This window comes from Endozoicomonas sp. SESOKO2, assembly GCF_024606245.1.
Classification (GTDB): Bacteria; Pseudomonadota; Gammaproteobacteria; order Pseudomonadales; family Endozoicomonadaceae; genus Endozoicomonas_A.
Map to the genome: position 1 here is coordinate 1 of NZ_JAHHPQ010000612.1, position 18,294 is coordinate 18,294.

An 18,294-nucleotide genomic window follows, 5' to 3' on the forward strand; every position below is an offset into this window, starting at 1 on the left:
CTGGTGCACAGACAAGGATGGTTTCATCCTGGCGCTTCTTGCTGCTGAGATCATTGCTGTTACTGGCAAGGATCCGGGTGAGCATTATCAGGAAATGACTAAAAAGTATGGCTCTCCGGTTTATGAACGACTACAAGCTACTGCTTCTGATGAGCAGAAGAAAGTTCTGTCAGCCATGACCCCTGATATGGTTAAAGCAAGTACTCTGGCGGGTGATCCCATTACTGCCAAATTGACCCATGCCCCGGCAAACGGTGCTGCTATTGGTGGCCTGAAGGTCGTTACTGAAAAAGGCTGGTTTGCTGCCAGACCCTCTGGTACTGAGGCGGTTTATAAAATCTATACCGAAAGTTTTGTCGGCCCTGATCACCTCAAGCAAATTCAGGAAGAAGCTAAAGCTGTGGTTTCTGAGCTATTTGCTGCCAGTTAAACGTTTTTCTTCACTGTCTCCAAACACCTTTCCGGCAGTGTTTGCTGGAAAGGGAGGTGTCTCGGCAATCTGAAGTCTAATAGTTATGACCATATATCCATCGTCTTTTATGTCTGGGTTTATGTTTGATCCTCAGCGGGAACTGATGCATATTGATGCTCCGACCAGCTTAGCGCCTTTGCAGTTGGGATAGTTGATGCAGATTCAGCAATTTATGCCAACATACCTATCTTTGTAATTATCAGTAAACTTTATTTCAGACTGGTGCTAAGGGCGGTTATCAGTTGCAAACACTCTCGACTGGGTCTGTTGAGATTTTGTTTTTTGTGCTCAGGCAGGCTATCAAAATGGATAAATCTCTGGTATCAAGAGGGCTGCAAAACTCTTTGATGATTAACTGCCAGAACAGAAGAAGCAATTTGGAGCGATAGCAGGCTAGTCAAGAAGCTTTTGCGAAAACGTATTCAGCAGCTATCAGCTGAAAAACACCTATAATAATAAAGTGATTTATATGACAGAGTTCGACTACATCATTGTAGGGGGTGGCTCTGCAGGCTGTGTTCTGGCCAACCGCCTGTCTGAGAATAATGACCATCAGGTCTGCCTGGTAGAAGCAGGAGGCAGTGACAAGTCTCCATTGATATATATACCTGCCGGCGCAGCAATCACTGTGCCTCACGGTTTGCATAACTGGCAGCTGAATGCCCAGGCTCAGTCCACCATGAATAACCGGGATATATACTGTCCCCGGGGAAAGACTCTGGGTGGTAGTAGTTCGATCAATGCCATGCTCTATATCAGAGGGCAAAAAGAAGATTACGATCAGTGGGCTGCTATGGGGAATGACAGTTGGTCTTTCGATGATGTCTTGCCCTATTTTCTAAAATCCCAAAACCAGGAACGAGGTGCTTCTGGATTTCACGGCACCGGTGGTCCACTGAATGTTGCTGACCCCAGAAGTAAGCACTGCTTGAGTGAAGCTTTTATCAATGGTGCAATAGAAATCGGAGAAAAAGACAATCCTGATTTTAATGGTGCTGAGCAGGAAGGTGTAGGCTGGTATCAGGTAACACAGAAAGACGGCCAAAGATGCAGTTCAGCGGCTGCCTATCTGCATCCTGTCAATGATAGAACCAATTTGACAGTCATGACCAACAGTCATACTGCCAGAGTTATCCTTGAGGGAAAAAAGGCTATAGGAATTGAAGTCGTTCGAGGTGTTACCAGAAGGAAACTTTTTGCCCGAAAAGAGGTGATTCTTTCCGCGGGAGCTTTCGGTTCTCCCCAGATTATGCTGCTTTCAGGTATCGGTGCCAGAGACAGACTCGAGCCCCACGGCGTTGATTGTTTACATGAACTGCCAGGCGTTGGCGAAAACCTTCAGGAGCACCCTGATGTTCTGGTTGTCGCCAGTGACAAGACTGCCTCATCAATGGCTTTCGCCAGACCATTGGGAATGGCCAGAGGTATTAAGGAGGCAGTGAAATATTTCCACAAGAAAGAAGGCTTTCTGACAAGCAGTCTTGCAGAGTCGGGGGGATTTATAAAATCCTCACCGGAAGTCGAGAGGCCTGATCTGCAACTGCATTTCATCCCTGCGGCTATGGAAGATCATGGTCGTAAACTCTCAAGATACTTCCAATACGGGTTTTCGGTTCATGTCTGTATCCTGAGGCCGGAAAGCCGTGGTCGTGTATCCCTTAAAAGTGCATCCCCCATGGATCACCCTGCGATCGAACTGAATCTTCTGGAAAAACAGGCTGATATGGATCTTATGGTACGTGGTATCAAAAGAGTTAGGCAGATTATCCAGTCACCAGAGATGTCCCGGTATGCTGGGGAGGAGTATCTGCCAGGGTCGGGTATACAGGATGATGATGAGCTTGAGTCTTATATAAGAAATAATGGCAATCACATCTACCACCCGGTGGGAACCTGCAAAATGGGAAATGATGACATGGCAGTAGTCGACACCAGTCTGAAAGTCCGGGGGCTGGAAGGTTTACGTGTGATTGACGCCTCAATTATGCCAACCCTGATCAGCGGGAATACCAATGCGCCTGTGATGATGATTGCTGAAAAAGCTGCAGATCTGATTCTTCGTGAAAACCAGCCAGAAACTCACACTGATAAAGTGACGGAAAAAGAAGAGTTAGCGGTCTAAGATCGCTATTAATGCCTCTTGTGCCGGGCAGTAATGGGCACAAAAGAAAAAGCAGTGTGTTTTGATAAGTGTTAGCTATGGCATTCATCAAAACACAACACTTCCCTGCCCTCATCAATGTGATATTCAGATCGTCAATCGTGCAGTTTTTCATACGCACGTAATCTGATACCCGATTGACAGGTGCATTCCATTCCAGGCCCTTGTGAGGCTGATGCCACCCGTACATCTTCGACAAGGCGAAGTTCCGGGTGACATTGCCTTATGGACTCTGGGGACAGACTGACAATAACTGTCAGGCTGGCAGGGATTCTTCCCGGGAAGTCTGTGTGCTCTGGCTTGTGCCTTCTCCACCGCCAGGAATGACACGAGTAGCTATCAGCCCCTTGGGTCCCTGGCCAATTTCAAATTGCACGAGTTGTCCGGCTTTCAAAGTTTTAAAACCGTCCATTTCAATAACGGAGTAATGTATGAGTACGTCTTGATTTTCAGTGGCTTCCTGAGCCTGGATGAATCCATAACCCTTGGGGTTGTTAAACCACTTTACTGTACCTTCCAGCATAGCTTCCATTTCCTTCTTGGTCGCTTCCATACAGCACGATTCCTACATTATTAACATTGAAGGAACTGCCGGGAAACAGCAACCCTTTGTTGTTTTATTTTTAGTCACATGTCTATTCTGCGTCGTCCATATCACAGAGCTCTTTCTTGGTGATGTCTTCTTGGCTAGAAAGTTTTCATGCCGAGAATACAGCCTACATTTCCATATAGAGCTAAACCTATTATAAGACCATATTGACGCGAGATAACAGCCTATTTTGATATTCAGGAATAGATACGACAGTATTTTTGAGAATTAATTTTGCTGTTCAGGATTCGTGAGGTTTATCTGTTTTTTTTGGGTGGTCCCTGAACGGCTGGTAACTCTCTCATCCAGGACCATTCAATCCAGGAACCGTCATAGTTTTTTATCCTGTTGTATCCCAGCAGCTCGGAAAGAACAAAAAGCGTATGGGCGGAACGCACTCCGGACTGACAGTAAACGATGATTTCTTTATCCGGTGTGATACCCGCTGATTGAAACAAACGTCTTAATCGTTCTTTGTCGAGGAATCCATTTTCATTGACTGTCTGCTTGTACTCAAACCAGATACTGCCAGGAATCCTGCCATGGCGATAGGCTCCTGACTTTCTGGTTTTTCCGGTGAATTCATCCAGGCTTCTGACGTCCACTAGTAGGGCGTTCTCTTTTTTTGTTTGAATGGACTTTACCTGCTCAATCTCAGCAAGCCATTGAGGATGGGGTGTACCCGTAAATTGGTATTGGGATTGTTTGGGTGTTTCAGGTGATTTGAAATTGAGCTTCTTCTTGTGGTTTTCCCAGGCTGACAGGCCACCATTAAGGATAGAGGCCCGATCATGACCGTAGAGTTTCAGTAACCACCAAAGACGGGCTGCATTCATGCCTTGCTGGTCATCGTAGAGGATAATCTCCGTTTCCGGAGTAACGCCCAGTTGGCTCAATAGCTGAGAGAGTTTCTGTCTGCTGGCTCTCATTCCCGAGAAGGGGTAATCATGTTCATCAGCCTGAAAAGCAGGGCGCCAGATATTGTGAGCACCGGGAATGTGGCCTAGCAGCTGGTAGCGTACCCTGGGGCGTACGTCCAGAATCAGCAGATTAGTGCTCAACCGGATCTTTTGCTCCAGATCATCAAGACTGATGAGCGCGTTTGAATAGACTCGCACTGTCATTACAATAGATAACAGTAAGATCAGATGAGCCAGAGGCTTCTTGCAAGGCAATAAAATCGCTATAAGGCTTAGCTTTGAATGGAAGCACTGAGTTCCATGGAGCCAGGAGCTGGCAGGGGAAATTGAGCCATAAATCGCCGATCGATCCAGTCTTTCCAAAGCCATATTAAACGTCCTCTGGCAGTAAAACAGCCTCTTGATGCAATGGCCCGACCATCGGCACAGCTTAGTAAGGAAAGAAATTGATTCTGTGGACGGTAAGGTTCCAGCGTTTTTTTCTCTAACAAATTACTTATATTTTGAAACAGGACCGGAGCCTGCCGAACCGCATAAACCCCGGACTTGACCAACTTTGAGTGAATGAATTCAGCGATATCACCGCAAGCGAAGACATTGTCATGGCTGATGGATCTCAATGTGGAGTTAACCTGGATAAACCCCTGTGAGCTGGTAGCAAGCGTGCTTTCAGATGGCCAGCGAGCAGGAGCAGCGGGTGTGGCCAGTATCAGAGCGTCATATCGCAGATGCTCATTTTGATCACTGGTCAGCGTTTTGTCTTTGACATTGGTTACCCGAAAGTTAGTATGAATTTTAATGGGCTTTCGTTCAATTTCCTCTATAACCATTTTCTGAACTTTTATAGGATGACCCGGCATGATGCCGCGAGTTGTGACAATATGTATTTTGAGGGAGTGAAGATGTTCGAAGCGTTGGTGGAGGGCCAGAGCTACCTCAATACCTGCTGCACCGGCGCCCATAATGACCAGAGTAAAGCTATCGTTCTGCTTAATATGTTCAGGCAAAAGTTGATTCAACCAGAACAGAAAGGATCCGATAGGTTTTATGCTGATAATGTCTTTTGCATCAATGACACGGGCTTGTGTCGAGCCTGTATTGATGGAGAGTATGTCATACTGAAGGCGGTTGCCATTCTCAAGAATCAATTCATTCGCTTCAGTATCCACCCCAGAGAGAGTCGCTCTCACAAATGTGCACTTTGATTCATTGGCCAGCAACTCAAGATCAATGTGGGATTGTTCAGCAGTATAATGCCCTGAGATGACACCGGGAAGCATCCCTGAATAAGCGGTGTAGCGGGAGGCAGAAACCAGAACAAAATGGGCTGGAGGTTTTTGCCCCTTCTGAAGTCTTTTCAGTATTAGTGCATGTGTATGGCCCCCACCAGCCAGAACAACGGTAGGCCGGGTGGTATCGGTCATGCTGTTTTCTCAGTTGTAGGGTTAACCATTTTATTTGAACTCAGACGGCATTATTCTGACTTTACAGGTATCGGCATCAGAGCCATAAAAAACCGGATCCTCTCTGGAAGATCCGGCTAATGGTTAAAAGTCAGGCTGCTTCGGTCTCTTCATTTTCTTCCTGCTTGGGCAGGCCATAAATGGTTTTTACGCCACCCCACTCATCAACAGACTCCATATGCACATCAAAGCCCCACAGTCTGTGGATATGTTTGATGATTTCACGAGTACTGTCGGAATCTACCGGACGACCCTGGTGCATGAAATGACGTAAGGTAATGGAGCGGTCACCACGTGTGTTTACGTTGTAAACCTGAATGTTAGGTTCACGGTTGCCCAGATTGTATTGAGCGGCAAGAGACTCTCTTACCCTGCGGTAACCGGAGTCGTCATGAATGGCTCTGACTTCAAGGTATGGGTTGATTTCATTATCGTCGATGCAGAACAGCTTCAGATCTCTCATTACCTTGGGTGAGAGATACTGCATGATGAAACTTTCATCCTTAAAGTTCTTCATGGCAAAGTGCACAGCTTCCAGCCAATCTGAACCTGCCAGGTCAGGGAACCAGCGACGATCTTCTTCCGTCGGGTTTTCACAGATCCGGCGGATGTCCTGAAACATGGCAAAACCGAGAGCGTATGGGTTAATGCCACTGTAACGGGGATCATCAAAATCAGGCTGAAACACCACGCTGGAGTGCGAATGCAGGAACTCCATGATGAAGCCTTCAGTAATGTGCCCCTCGTTGTACATTTCATGCATCAGGTGATAGTGCCAGAAAGTTGCCCAACCTTCGTTCATCACTTGGGTCTGGCGCTGTGGATAGAAGTATTGAGCTACCTTGCGGACGATCCGAATCAGTTCTCGCTGCCAGATATCCAGAAGAGGGGCATTTTTCTCAATGAAATAGAGAATATTTTCTTCCGGGTCCCTTGGATAACGCTCAGTCTGCTTAACTTCATGGTCTTCACGAAGAGGAATGGTTCGCCACAAGTCATTAAGGTTGCGCTGAATGTATTCTTCACGCTCTTTGACCCGTGCTTTTTCTTCTTCTGGTGAAATAGGGCGAGGACGCTCATAGCGATTTACCCCCTGATTCATAAGAGCATGACAGGCATCGAGAAGCTCCTCTACCGCATCAACACCGTGTTTTTCTTCGCACTCGGCAATGTAGTTTTTAGCGAACAACAGATAGTCAATGATGGAGTCTGCATCCGTCCATTGCTTGAACAGATAGTTACCTTTGAAGAAAGAGTTGTGTCCATAACATGCGTGCGCAATAACCAGTGCCTGCATGGGCATGGTGTTTTCTTCCATAAGGTAGGCAATACACGGATTGGAATTGATTACAATCTCATAAGCCAGACCCATTTGTCCGCGCTGGTAGCTTTGCTGGTTGCTCAGAAACTGTTTACCGAAGCTCCAGTGGTTATACATCAGTGGCATACCCACAGAAGCATAGGCATCCAGCATCTGCTCGGAACTGATGACTTCTATCTGGTTAGGGTAAGTTTCCAGCTGGTAGCGTTTTGCCAGCTTTGCCAGTTCTCTGTCGTATTCTTCCAGCAGTTCAAAGGTCCATTCTGAGCCTCTGGAAATAGGCTCTGCACGGCGAGATGACTTCTGACAATCGGCTGTTTTGGAGGAAGGCTCTGCTTTATGCGGATCAATGTCCTGCTCAAAGCGTTTCTTATCAGGCATTTTGGCCCTCCTTCTTTTCGAACAGTTTACGGAAGACCGGATAGATCTCTGCAGGATGTCGTATTTGTTGCATGGCAAAATGACCTGCGTGATTCTTTTCGATCATTTTGTATTCATGCCACAGGTTTTGGTGGTGACGATCAGTAATTTCTACGTAGGAGTAATACTGAGTCAGTGGCAAAAGTTTGTCGACAATAATATTGCGGCACTTGGCAGAGTCTGCTTCCCAGTTATCGCCGTCAGATGCCTGAGCTACATAGATGTTCCACTCATTGGGGGAATATCTTTCAGTAATAATGTCGTCTGTCAGTGTCAGTGCTGACGATACAACAGTGCCACCGGTTTCCCGGGCATAAAAGAAGTCGTGCTCATTACATTCACGGGCTTCACTATGGTGACGGATGAACACAACTTCAATTTTTTCATAGTTGCGCTCCAGGAACAGATAGAGCAGCAGAAAAAAACGCTTGGCAATGTCCTTTATTTCCCGGGTCATGGAGCCTGACACGTCCATGACACAGAACATGACTGCCTTACTGGAAGGTTGAGGCACTTTCACCAGATTGTTGAATTTAAGGTCAAACTCGTCGATAAAGGGTAGACGTTTAAGCTTTTTGTTCAGCGCATTAATCTGATCTTTCAGCTCTTTTCTCAGAGTTTCATCGTTGCTTTCAGGGCTCACTTCCATTTCACGGAGTCGACGTTTCAGGGCGCGAATCTCTTTTCTTTCTTTACCGGAAAGCGCTATTCGGCGGGCGTGAGCTGCCCTCAGGGAGCGTACTACGTTTAACCTGTCAGGAGAACCCGCCGTCGTGTAACCCGCTCTTTTCAGTTTAAAGTCGGTAGAGTCCTTGAGTTCTTTGCGAACCAGATTAGGCAGCTCAAGATCTTCAAACAGATATTCAAGGAACTCTTCGCGATTAATGGAAAAAATGAAGTCGTCTTCACCGGAACCGCTGTTGCTGGCTTCGCCTTCCCCGCTGCCCTGTCCACCACCGCCTTGAGGGCGCTGGAAACGATCACCGGTGGTGAACTCTTTGTTGCCAGGATGAACCTGTTCCACCCGGCCACCCTGACCGTGATGAAAAACCGGTTCTGACACGTCTTTTTTGGGAATGCTGATGTCACTGCCGCTATCAACGTCGGTAATAGAGCGCTGATCAACAGCCTCCTGTACTGCCTCTTTTACCAGACCTTTGTAGCGCCTCAGGAAACGCTGACGGTTGACCGTACTTTTCTTTTTCGCATTGAGGCGTCGGTCAATTATTATGCTCATAGGACGCTCTCCTTGGGTACTCAGACCTGGCTATTTGTTCTATCCAGGACTATTTTGCTACTGTCATGGCAATGTCGTTTTTTCCTGAAAAATGACCATTTTTCTTGATAAACGACATACTTCTACACTGATGTCTTGTCTGATAAAACATGATGTAGAAGCGCCCGCGAAGGCGCCGTGGTGACTCATCATGAACGCTGCCGGGTATTGAACGGCAGCGCAGGGGCTCATGAGTTACTGAGACTTGCGAACCCGGATGTACCACTCGGACAGCAGGCGAACCTGTTTTTCTGTGTATCCATACTCAACCATACGCTTAACAAAGTCTGCATGTTTGCGTTGGTCTTCGTTGGAGCCCTTGGCATTGAAGGAAATTACTGGCAGCAGATCTTCTGTGTTAGAGAACATCTTCTTCTCGATCACTGCACGCATTTTCTCGTAGCTCAACCAGCTTGGGTTCTTGCCTTCGTGATTGGCCCGGGCACGCAGGACAAAGTTAACCACTTCGTTACGGAAGTCTTTCGGATTAGCGATGCCGGCAGGCTTCTCAATTTTTTCCAGTTCATCATTCAGGGCACTGCGATCCAGAATGTGACCGGTGTCGGGATCACGGAATTCTTGATCCTGAATCCAGAAATCAGCATAAGTGATGTAGCGGTCAAAAATGTTCTGACCGTAATCTGAATAGGACTCCAGATAAGCGGTCTGAATTTCCTTACCCAGAAATTCAACATATTTGGGTGTCAGATATTCCTTGATGAAGCGCATGTAGCGATCAGTCACTTCATCCGGGAACTGCTGCTGTTCAATCTGCTGTTCCAGAACGTACATCAGGTGCACAGGGTTGGCTGCGACTTCGGTGGAGTCGAAGTTAAAGACCTTGGACAAAATCTTGAATGCGAAACGGGTAGAGAGTCCGTCCATGCCTTCATCAACACCTGCGGAATCTTTATATTCTTGCAGTGGTTTCGCATTAGGGTCGGTGTCCTTCAGGTTCTCACCGTTATAGACACGCATTTTGGAATAAACTGAAGAGTTTTCGGGCTCTTTGATGCGGGACAGAACGGAGAACTGGGCCAGCATTTTCAGAGTATCAGGTGCGCATGGTGCGTTCTTCAAAGAGCTGTGTTCCAGCAGTTTTTCGTAGATACCCACCTCTTCTTTGATGCGTGTGCAGTAAGGAACCTTAACAATGTTTACACGATCAATAAACGCTTCGTTGGTCTTGTTGTTGCGGAAGGTCTGCCATTCGGATTCGTTGGAGTGCGCCAGCAAGATACCTTCAAAAGGAATAGCACCCATGCCTTCTGTGGAGTTGTAGTTACCCTCCTGAGTAGCAGTCAGTAGAGGATGTAGTACTTTCACAGGGGCTTTGAACATCTCTACGAATTCCATCACACCCTGATTGGCACGGCAAAGTGCTCCTGAGAAACTGTAAGCATCCGGGTCATCCTGGGAGAATTCTTCCAGCTGACGGATGTCTACTTTACCGACCAGACTGGAGATGTCCTGGTTGTTCTCATCGCCTGGTTCAGTCTTGGCAATAGCCACCTGGTTCAAACGACTTGGGTAAACTTTTACAACACGGAACTTGGAAATATCACCTCCAAACTCGTGTAGGCGCTTAACCGCCCATGGAGACATGATGTATTTCAGGTAACGACCGGGAATACCGTATTCTTCGGTCAGAATCTTGCCATCTTCCTCGGGATTAAAGAGACCCAGTGGTGATTCAAACACCGGAGAGCCCTTGATAGCATAGAAAGGTTTCAGTTCCATCAGAGCTTTGAGGCGCTCTGCCAGAGATGACTTACCGCCACCTACAGGACCCAGCAAATAAAGGATCTGTTTCTTTTCTTCGAGACCCTGTGCGGCATGTTTGAAGTAAGAAACAATCTGTTCGATCGCTTCTTCCATGCCATAAAACTCCTCAAAAGCGGGATAACACTTAATCAACTTGTTGGAAAATATACGACTCAGACGCGGATCACGAGACGTATCAACAATCTCTGGTTCGCCAATGGCTGAAAGCATTCTCTCTGCCGCATTTGCGTAAGCACCAGGGTCGGTTTTGCAAAGATCCAGATACTCCTGAAGACTCATCTCCTCTTGCCGAGTCGATTCGTACCTCTCCTGGTAATGAGAAAAAATTGACATATCAGGCTCCCCCTCGCCATGACCTCCATGATCACCGGCGTACTAATATTATTGTTGGTCTGGGCACTGTATTGTTAATGCAAATGGTTATTGTGAACCACACGACACTCCGGTTTTTAAGAATTCATGTTGCAGGAACTCTACTTATGCAGGTGTCTGTATGTTGATATCACAGTAAATGTTATAGAGGCTATCTGTATAAATGTCTACTTATTTTCGGACTTTTTCTTGCGTGGGTCGAGAAGGGTAACTTATTGATATAAAAGGAAAAAAACAAATCTTTGGGAGGGGCAATCCTCCTATCCTAAAGGGGTTTTCAGGCAGTCGCCAGTGAAATTTTTTGAACGTTGGAGTCGTTGAGGGTGTCTGTCGCTTAATAGCCTGATCTTGAGCCATCTTTACTCTCGTCAGGAGTTTTTGTTATGCATACGGCTCAGGTTGAAAATAATTAGAAGACTGTGTTGCGCTGAATCTTGTTTTTCAACTTGAAGCGGTCGTAATGCCATATCCAGAGCTGAGGGTTCTCCCTGATCACCTGCTCCATTCTGTGCATCAGTCGTTGGAGGTCATGCTGAGTGTTCAGCTTTCTGTTACCGGTTTGGGTTAGTGGCAGAGGCTCAAAATGCAACTGCCACTGATTATTTTCAAAAGTGCAGTGATGAAAAAGAACGGGCGCTTTCAGAAGATGAGCCGTCATGATGCCGCTCGCAGGGGCTCGGGTTTTCTGTCCAAAAAATGTCACAGGCATCTCTTCTGAGCGGAGGTCACTGTATAAAAAAACGGCTTTTTTCTGTTTCAGAGCCTGAAATACCGCTGTGGGGTCTCCTTTTGTAGTAGGTTCAATACCGGCCTTCAGAAGAAATGCCTTGCCGAGCTTATGGGTTAATGGCGACTGTTTTCCTGAACCAATCAGGGTAGTTGCTGGTAAACCCTGTTGTGAGAGTGCCAATGTTCCCAGATCGGGTGGACCCATATGGAGAGAGAGTATGACCACGCCCTTGTTTTCTGAAAGGGCCTGGGCAATGACGTCCTGATTATGCAGCAGGTAAACCACTTTATTAAGTGAAGGAAGAGCAAGAACATAATCAACGGTATAACGAGCAGACTGGCGAATGATTTGTTTCTGCCTCTTCTCAGAAACAGACAACAGAGCCATTTGCACTGACGCCCTGGCAATATGGCTCTTTTTAGCTTGTAGGGCACAGGAAAATATCAGGCCCATGACAGAATAGAAAACCCGAGGTGTCCGGGATAAGAACCCGATTAAAAGATCCACCGTTGAATCCTTCCAGCTTGATTTTATGAGTATCGACATTTTTATTTTTGTTGTGCAAAAAAATTGTAACAATGAGATTAGGATACGGAAGACTTTCTTGCTAGTTGATAGGCAAAATTTGTACGTTATTGTTTCTGTCCTACAACGTCCCGGTTTCAGGGAAGATGCTTCGATGCTGTATTCCATGATGCTATTGTAGTGAGGTTAAATGAGCTTCCTGGCGGGTTATGTTCTTAAAAGAGATGAGCTAAATAGTGATTTTCTAGTCAATTAACGTGTTAATTTTGTTTAGAATAAGGATCGATCTTCATCCTTTAGGGGATGCTGCGCTGATAATGTTTGATGGCCTCAGCCACGGAGAATCATGACAGGATTCCTGATTTGAGGCTGCTTAGTTGGATTGCTGTTTAATGATTTTTCTTTCTTACCTTCTGCTTGGTGCTCTGGCCGGGACTCTGGCTGGCCTGTTCGGGATCGGTGGCGGGCTGATAATTGTTCCGGTACTGGTTTTCAGCTTCAAGCTGCAGGGGTTATCTCCTGATATTTTCACCCATCTCGCTGTGGGTACCTCTCTTGCCACTATTGTTGTCACTTCGCTCAGTTCGATTCGTGCTCATCATGTCAAGGGGGCTGTGCAGTGGCCTGTTTTCAGTGTTTTGACTATCGGAATTCTGATGGGGTCATGGCTGGGGGTTCATACTGCCATCCAGATGTCAGGTCCGATGCTTCAGAAAGTCATTGGGATTTTTGCCTTGGCAGTGGCCGCAAAAATGTGGTTTGGCTTCAAGCCTTCTGAAAGCAGTAGGGTGCTGGCAAGACCTGTGTTGGTGGCAGCCGGAGGCGTCATAGGCTGGGCTTCCAGCATCTTTGGAATCGGTGGTGGAACCCTGTCGGTACCACTTTTGCGCAAGTACAACCTCTCTATGACCCAGGCAGTAGCGACTTCTGCTGCGTGTGGGTTGCCGATTGCTTTAATGGGAACCGCGGCTAACATGTTTCTGGGTCATGAAAACGAGCTGTTGCCGACGATGAGTACCGGTTACGTCTACTGGCCGGCATTTCTTGGCATTGTCCTGACCAGTGTACTGTTTGCTCGCTTTGGAGCTGAGTTAGCCCACAAGCTGTCTTCTGAAAAGCTGCAAAAACTGTTCGTTGTCCTGTTATTGATAGTAGGGTGTAAGTTTCTTTTCTCAATGTAAAAGGGCCTGGTCAGCTGGCTCAATCCTCTATCCAGCTGATACACTGGTCCGCCAAATGTACTTCTCTCTGACTGAAACAGAAGAGTACGTAACAGTTAACCTTGAGAACTATCCGGAATCCTCCTGTGATCCCATATCCTCAAATTGATCCCGTTGCGATCAGCCTTGGACCTCTCAAAGTCCACTGGTACGGTCTAATGTACCTGGTGGGTTTTGCCGGAGGCTGGTGGCTGGCTGTTCAGAGAGCCAAAAAATCAAACGGTTTATGGAATTCCGAACAAATTGGGGATTTATTATTCTATGTCGCCGTTGGGGTCATAGTGGGCGGGCGCATGGGCTATGTGCTGTTTTATAACTTTGATTATTTTCTGCAAAACCCACTCTGGCTGTTTAGTATCTGGGAAGGTGGCATGTCTTTCCATGGTGGTTTATTGGGGGTTTTGCTGGCCGTATTCCTCTTTGGCCGCAAGATCGATAAGAACTTCTTTCAGATGACAGACTTCGTTGCCCCTTTCGTTCCTCTGGGACTGGGCATGGGTCGTGTGGGTAACTTTATTGGCGGTGAGCTATGGGGAAGGATAACAGATGTTCCATGGGCCATGGTATTTCCGACGGATCCCTCCCGGATGCCAAGACACCCATCACAGCTTTACCAGTTCGTTATTGAGGGGGTCATCCTGTTTGGAGTGCTCTGGTGGTTCTCGGCCAAACCTCGTCCCCGTATGGCCGTGTCCGGTCTATTCCTGTTGATCTATGGTGTTGGGCGCTTCTGCGTAGAATTTGTTCGGGAACCTGACCAGCAGCTGGGCTTCATTGCTTTTGACTGGTTGACGATGGGACAGTTGCTGACGGTGCCCATGATCCTTCTGGGTGCGGGACTTATGGTGGTAGCCTATAAAAAGTTTCCACTGGTAGATGGTCAAAATCAGGATGATCGGGTCTGGTTGAAAAAACATGCGGTCAAATCTGGTAGGAAAGCAGCCATGAGTGGAAAGAGCAGCCGTGAGCGGAATTAAAAGCCATGAGCAAATAAATAAAGGATCAATGCCATGAAACAGTATCTCGATCTCCTGCGTCATGTGAAAGAGCAAGGTACTTTCAAATCGGATCGAACCGGCACTGGAACATACAGTGTTTTTGGCTATCAAATGCGCTTTGATCTGTCGAAAGGTTTCCCACTGGTCACCACCAAGAAGTGTCATCTGCGCTCCATTATTCATGAATTGCTCTGGTTCCTGAAGGGTGACACTAATATTGCCTATCTGAAGGAAAACGGTGTCAGAATCTGGGATGAGTGGGCGACGGATGAAGGAGAACTGGGCCCTGTTTACGGCAAGCAGTGGCGAAGCTGGGAAAATGCAAACGGCGAAACGTTTGATCAGATTCAATGGCTGTTGGATGAAATAAAAACCAATCCAGACTCCAGAAGGCTGGTCATCAGTGCCTGGAATCCCAGTGTGCTGCCCGATGTAAAGTTCAGCCCTAAAGACAATGCCGCTATGGGTAAACAGGCTTTGCCTCCCTGTCACTGTCTGTTTCAGTTCTATGTTCTGGATGGCAAGCTTTCCTGCCAGCTCTATCAGCGCAGTGCTGATATTTTCCTGGGTGTGCCTTTTAACATCGCATCTTATGCGTTACTCACGATGATGATTGCCCAGGTATGTGATCTGAAGCTGGGGGATTTTGTTCATACCTTTGGTGATGCCCATCTTTACTCCAACCATCTGGAGCAGGCAGAAGAACAGCTGACCCGTAAGCCTTTTCATTCACCAACAATGAAGCTGAACCCTGCCATCAGGAATCTTTTCGAATTTACCATTGATGACTTTGAACTGGTTGATTATAAGGCTCACCCTCACATTAAGGCGGCTGTTTCTGTTTAAGCGGTTTTCGTGCTTTTCAGGTGCTCTGACGTATCAAACCAAGGATTGTTGTTGCGTCAGCTTGAATCATTACTTTTCTTCATTACCATAAGGCGCTTCAACTTGGATAGAGTGGAGAACATGAAACATCTCGGTATCAGGCCGGGCTTTTACTCCAGTGTATTCGACATAGACTTCTGACTGCGATATAGCGGCATCTTCTGCATAGCGACAAATGGCTTCGTCGCTCGTGCTCAGTTTTACAACATTGGGTACTTCAACCTCATAAGTTTCATAAGTTGAAACCGTTGTGAATTCATATTCACGATTATCAGGATTGTATTCAAGAGAGGGTGTGTAAACCGGTCTGCTTTTCATAATCCTGGCGGTGCCACCCAAATGAAGGTATACCAAACAGTTGTGGCTCACTGACCAACGGGCTACATGAAGCACCAGCCCGAATGTTTGCCATTGACTGAAGACCCTTGAATTTTGTACCACCGGATCTAAATCAATGCCATTGGGGTGTTGAGTAAATGAAGGTGTTTTGGAAAAGCTGCTCTCAACCGGTTGAACATCAATCACTCGATAACGACTGTGAGTAGCGAAAGTGTTATACCAGAATGGATATTTGTATTTGATCACCAGAGGCCTGTTGGAAACTTTCAGTTTGTCCCAGAGGTAATAATACTCAGGCTGTACTGATATCTCGTAGGTTTTGGCAGGGTAGTTTTTTCCAGTCAAGGCGCCTTCCCCTGCCAGAAATTCCAGCTCTCCGGATTCCCAGATAAAGCCCATCTGCCAACCTTTTGAGGAAACGGTGCCAACCAGGAAGCCGGTTCTCCACCATCCTTCCTCGTCTGCCTGCACCTGCTCGGAAAGCAGCTCGGGTTTTAAGGGGGGCGTCGACCAGGCAGACAGACAAAATACTGAGATCAACAGGCTGATGATCCATTGAGATCCCTTCATGATGGAGTCCTTATTGAAAAATGAAGCTATACAATTCAGAGTAGCAGCATCAATGAAGGGGTTTTTATGCCTCCGGGTCATAGGCTTTTTCCGTATCCCGGTGGCAAGAGCATTCTGATACAGTATCTTTCGGAATTAAGGTGTCCATCTTGCTAACCGGCATGATGCCGTATTCTACGAAAACCGTTGTAAGGCGAGAGAAGAGATTGAACAACCCATGAAATTGTATGCCAGACAGCAGGGAAAGGGTGAGCACCTGATCAGTGTGCACGGACTATTTGGATCGCAGGAAAATCTGGGGGCTATCAACCGTCAGTTGGCGCAGAAGTTCAGAGTACACGGTCTGGATGCGCGCAACCATGGTCGCTCTCCTCATGATGACGCCATGAACTATTCCGTCATGGCAGCAGATATCATTGAATATCTGGATGATCAACAAATTGAGAAGGCACACCTGCTCGGACACTCCATGGGCGGCAAAGTCGTGATGGAAGTGGCTCTGACTTATTCCGAACGAGTAAACAAACTGGCTGTCATGGATATAGCTCCGGTGCAATACAAGGTACGTCGGCATGACGATGTTTTTGCAGGTTTGTTTGCTGTTGATCTGGAGGCTATCCGGAAGCGGGCTGATGCTGATCATGCGCTGCGCCAGCACATAGAAGAGCCGGCTGTTCGATCGTTTCTGCTGAAGAACCTTTATCGCAATGGCGAGGGACGTTACCGTTGGAGAATGAATCTGGAAGCCATTCATCATCACTATTTAGAGATACTGGCAGGTCATTCCGGGGAGGAGGCTTTTGAAGGTGATGTATTATTCCTGAAGGGCGGTAACTCGGATTACATTCTCGCAAAACACCGGGAAGAAGTTCTGAAACGTTTCCCGAAAGCGACTATGAGAGAGATTGCCGGAACGGGACATTGGCTGCATGCTGAAAAACCAGAATTGGTAGCTCGTACTTTGCAGCGCTTTCTGGAGTCTTGAGGCTATAAGAAAAGCCACCTGTATTGTGTGGCTTTTCTGCATCAAATCTAATTTCTGGGCTGTTGACCTTGGATGTCATCTAATTGACTGAGATCATCGTCGTCATCAAAATCGTCGTAGGAATCGGCGAGATTTTGTCGGAGGGACTTCTTATCCCAGTAGTCATCAATGCCCTGTCGAATGGATTTTTGCTTTCTCTTCTTGCAGCGTTCTTTAGCAGTTTGTCTTTTTCTGTATTCCTGACCTGAATCCCAAAAGATCTTATCCTGGTCATCGTACTGCATTGCCCTTACCCTGGACATAACCTTACTTCCTTTTTTACTACTCCTATTTTCCAATCTAGAAAAAAACAGTCAGGGTATTAATAAGAAATGCTGATATCGAAGAGGGTTATCAATAGCCATTAGCAGTCAGATCCAGTTTCAGGGAGTCGCTTTCCAGTCGGACCACCAGGGTATCAACGGTGCCATCAGGCATTAGCTCAAGCTCTCGATAACCCGGCCAGCGGTCATCCAGCATAAAATGATCGGATTCAGGCTTGAACTGGACACAGGTAGAAGGAGTAGAAAGAAAGCGGACATTCTGGATGAACTGATCCCGCTCCTGATGGATATGACCGTTGATGACCACCCGGACACTGGAGTAGGACTGGATCAGGTTCATAAACTGATCGGCGTTCTTCAGGCTGATCTTGTCCAGCCATTGACTCTCAATGGTGTATGCAGGATGGTGAAAAGCCACCAGCGTATGTTTATCGGGGGTCTCAGAGAGGTATTTCTCCAGAAGCCGGAGCTCTTTGTTGGATAAAAAGCCCGGAACCTGACCTGGAATCTGGGAGTTCAGCATAATGATCTGCCAGGGCCCTAAATCCAGATAAGGGTTCATGGCTTCCGGGCTGACCTGATGCATCAGGTGGGCATTGTCATGATTTCCACAGGTCCAGAGATAAGGTTTATCACTGGTATCCAGAACTGCTTTCAGCGATTGGTAGGATTCTAGACTTTCGTCCTGGGAGAGGTCACCGGTGACAAGGAAAACGTCTGGATTAAAGGGTGTGGACTGAATCTTTTCCCAGACGTTCAGTAAAGTTCGATGGGTGTCTGCTCCCATTAGCCTGCCATCAGGAGAGCCGAATAGATGGGGGTCTGTTAACTGGATGATGCGTATTCCGGTCATAGGCTGTTCCGCAATTCATTATTGAAGCCAGGCAGTATTCGTCATAATTTTATCAGGGAGATCATAATACAACAGTGATTCTTCGCA

General features: G+C 46.9%; 15 protein-coding genes and 1 pseudogene. 6 read left to right on the top strand and 10 right to left on the bottom strand.

Features of this window, described 5'->3' with window-relative positions; translation table 11 throughout:
• Both KDK17_RS14905 and KDK17_RS14910 read left to right on the top strand, forming a co-directional pair.
• Positions 1-430, top strand: a pseudogene (locus KDK17_RS14905) (phosphoglucomutase, alpha-D-glucose phosphate-specific); the annotation flags it as partial.
• Between the two features lie 511 nt (positions 431-941).
• On the top strand, positions 942-2,594 hold the full coding sequence (locus tag KDK17_RS14910) for a GMC family oxidoreductase (RefSeq protein WP_257288393.1): 1,653 nt from the start codon (positions 942-944) through the stop codon (positions 2,592-2,594).
• Positions 2,595-2,889: 295 nt separating this feature from the next.
• Here KDK17_RS14910 and KDK17_RS14915 read toward each other — a convergent pair whose 3' ends face one another.
• The 7 genes from KDK17_RS14915 to KDK17_RS14945 all read right to left on the bottom strand — a co-directional run bounded on the left by KDK17_RS14915 (position 2,890) and on the right by KDK17_RS14945 (position 12,016).
• Positions 2,890-3,186 carry a cold shock domain-containing protein gene (locus KDK17_RS14915; RefSeq protein WP_306671300.1) on the bottom strand — a complete coding sequence of 99 codons (297 nt, stop codon included), beginning with the start codon at positions 3,184-3,186 and terminating at the stop codon, positions 2,890-2,892.
• Between the two features lie 293 nt (positions 3,187-3,479).
• A complete protein-coding gene (locus tag KDK17_RS14920) occupies positions 3,480-4,511 on the bottom strand; it encodes a sulfurtransferase (RefSeq protein WP_257288394.1) in 1,032 nt (343 codons plus the stop codon).
• The gene (locus KDK17_RS14925; RefSeq protein ID WP_257280212.1) at positions 4,415-5,566 is read right to left on the bottom strand and encodes an FAD-dependent oxidoreductase; all 1,152 of its coding nucleotides are present in this window, start codon (positions 5,564-5,566) and stop codon (positions 4,415-4,417) included. The genes KDK17_RS14920 and KDK17_RS14925 overlap by 97 nt, the downstream gene beginning before the upstream one ends.
• Before the next feature lie 130 nt (positions 5,567-5,696).
• Positions 5,697-7,307 (bottom strand): SpoVR family protein, encoded by a 1,611-nt coding sequence (locus KDK17_RS14930; RefSeq protein ID WP_257280211.1) that lies wholly within the window; start codon positions 7,305-7,307, stop codon positions 5,697-5,699.
• A complete protein-coding gene (locus KDK17_RS14935; RefSeq protein WP_257280210.1) occupies positions 7,300-8,583 on the bottom strand; it encodes a YeaH/YhbH family protein in 1,284 nt (427 codons plus the stop codon). Before KDK17_RS14935 ends, KDK17_RS14930 begins: the two co-directional genes overlap by 8 nt.
• A gap of 234 nt (positions 8,584-8,817) precedes the next feature.
• Positions 8,818-10,740 (bottom strand): PrkA family serine protein kinase, encoded by a 1,923-nt coding sequence (locus KDK17_RS14940; RefSeq protein ID WP_257280209.1) that lies wholly within the window; start codon positions 10,738-10,740, stop codon positions 8,818-8,820.
• A gap of 448 nt (positions 10,741-11,188) precedes the next feature.
• Complete coding sequence (locus tag KDK17_RS14945) at positions 11,189-12,016, bottom strand: hypothetical protein (protein ID WP_257280208.1); 828 nt, start codon at positions 12,014-12,016, stop codon at positions 11,189-11,191.
• A 395-nt stretch (positions 12,017-12,411) separates the two neighbouring features.
• Here KDK17_RS14945 and KDK17_RS14950 point away from each other — a divergent pair, with 395 nt between their 5' ends.
• The 3 genes from KDK17_RS14950 (at position 12,412) to KDK17_RS14960 (ending at position 15,098) form a co-directional block, all read left to right on the top strand.
• Entirely contained in the window at positions 12,412-13,215 is an 804-nt protein-coding gene (locus KDK17_RS14950) for a sulfite exporter TauE/SafE family protein (RefSeq protein ID WP_306671302.1), read from the top strand.
• A gap of 125 nt (positions 13,216-13,340) precedes the next feature.
• Complete coding sequence (gene lgt / locus KDK17_RS14955) at positions 13,341-14,231, top strand: prolipoprotein diacylglyceryl transferase (protein ID WP_257254349.1); 891 nt, start codon at positions 13,341-13,343, stop codon at positions 14,229-14,231.
• A gap of 33 nt (positions 14,232-14,264) precedes the next feature.
• Positions 14,265-15,098 (top strand): thymidylate synthase, encoded by an 834-nt coding sequence (locus KDK17_RS14960; protein ID WP_257254350.1) that lies wholly within the window; start codon positions 14,265-14,267, stop codon positions 15,096-15,098.
• 69 nt (positions 15,099-15,167) lie between these two features.
• Here KDK17_RS14960 and KDK17_RS14965 read toward each other — a convergent pair whose 3' ends face one another.
• Complete coding sequence (locus KDK17_RS14965) at positions 15,168-16,046, bottom strand: hypothetical protein (protein WP_257280207.1); 879 nt, start codon at positions 16,044-16,046, stop codon at positions 15,168-15,170.
• 217 nt (positions 16,047-16,263) lie between these two features.
• On the opposite strand from KDK17_RS14965, the gene KDK17_RS14970 reads away from it, so the two are divergent.
• A complete protein-coding gene (locus tag KDK17_RS14970) occupies positions 16,264-17,031 on the top strand; it encodes an alpha/beta fold hydrolase (protein WP_257288395.1) in 768 nt (255 codons plus the stop codon).
• 47 nt (positions 17,032-17,078) lie between these two features.
• On the opposite strand, the gene KDK17_RS14975 is transcribed toward KDK17_RS14970, so the two are convergent.
• Together KDK17_RS14975 and cpdA are read right to left on the bottom strand one after the other, a co-directional pair.
• Positions 17,079-17,333 carry a hypothetical protein gene (locus KDK17_RS14975; RefSeq protein WP_257280205.1) on the bottom strand — a complete coding sequence of 85 codons (255 nt, stop codon included), beginning with the start codon at positions 17,331-17,333 and terminating at the stop codon, positions 17,079-17,081.
• 91 nt (positions 17,334-17,424) lie between these two features.
• Positions 17,425-18,207, bottom strand: coding sequence for a 3',5'-cyclic-AMP phosphodiesterase (gene cpdA / locus KDK17_RS14980; protein ID WP_257288396.1), 783 nt, complete (start codon positions 18,205-18,207; stop codon positions 17,425-17,427).
• Between the last annotated feature and the right edge of the window lie 87 nt (positions 18,208-18,294).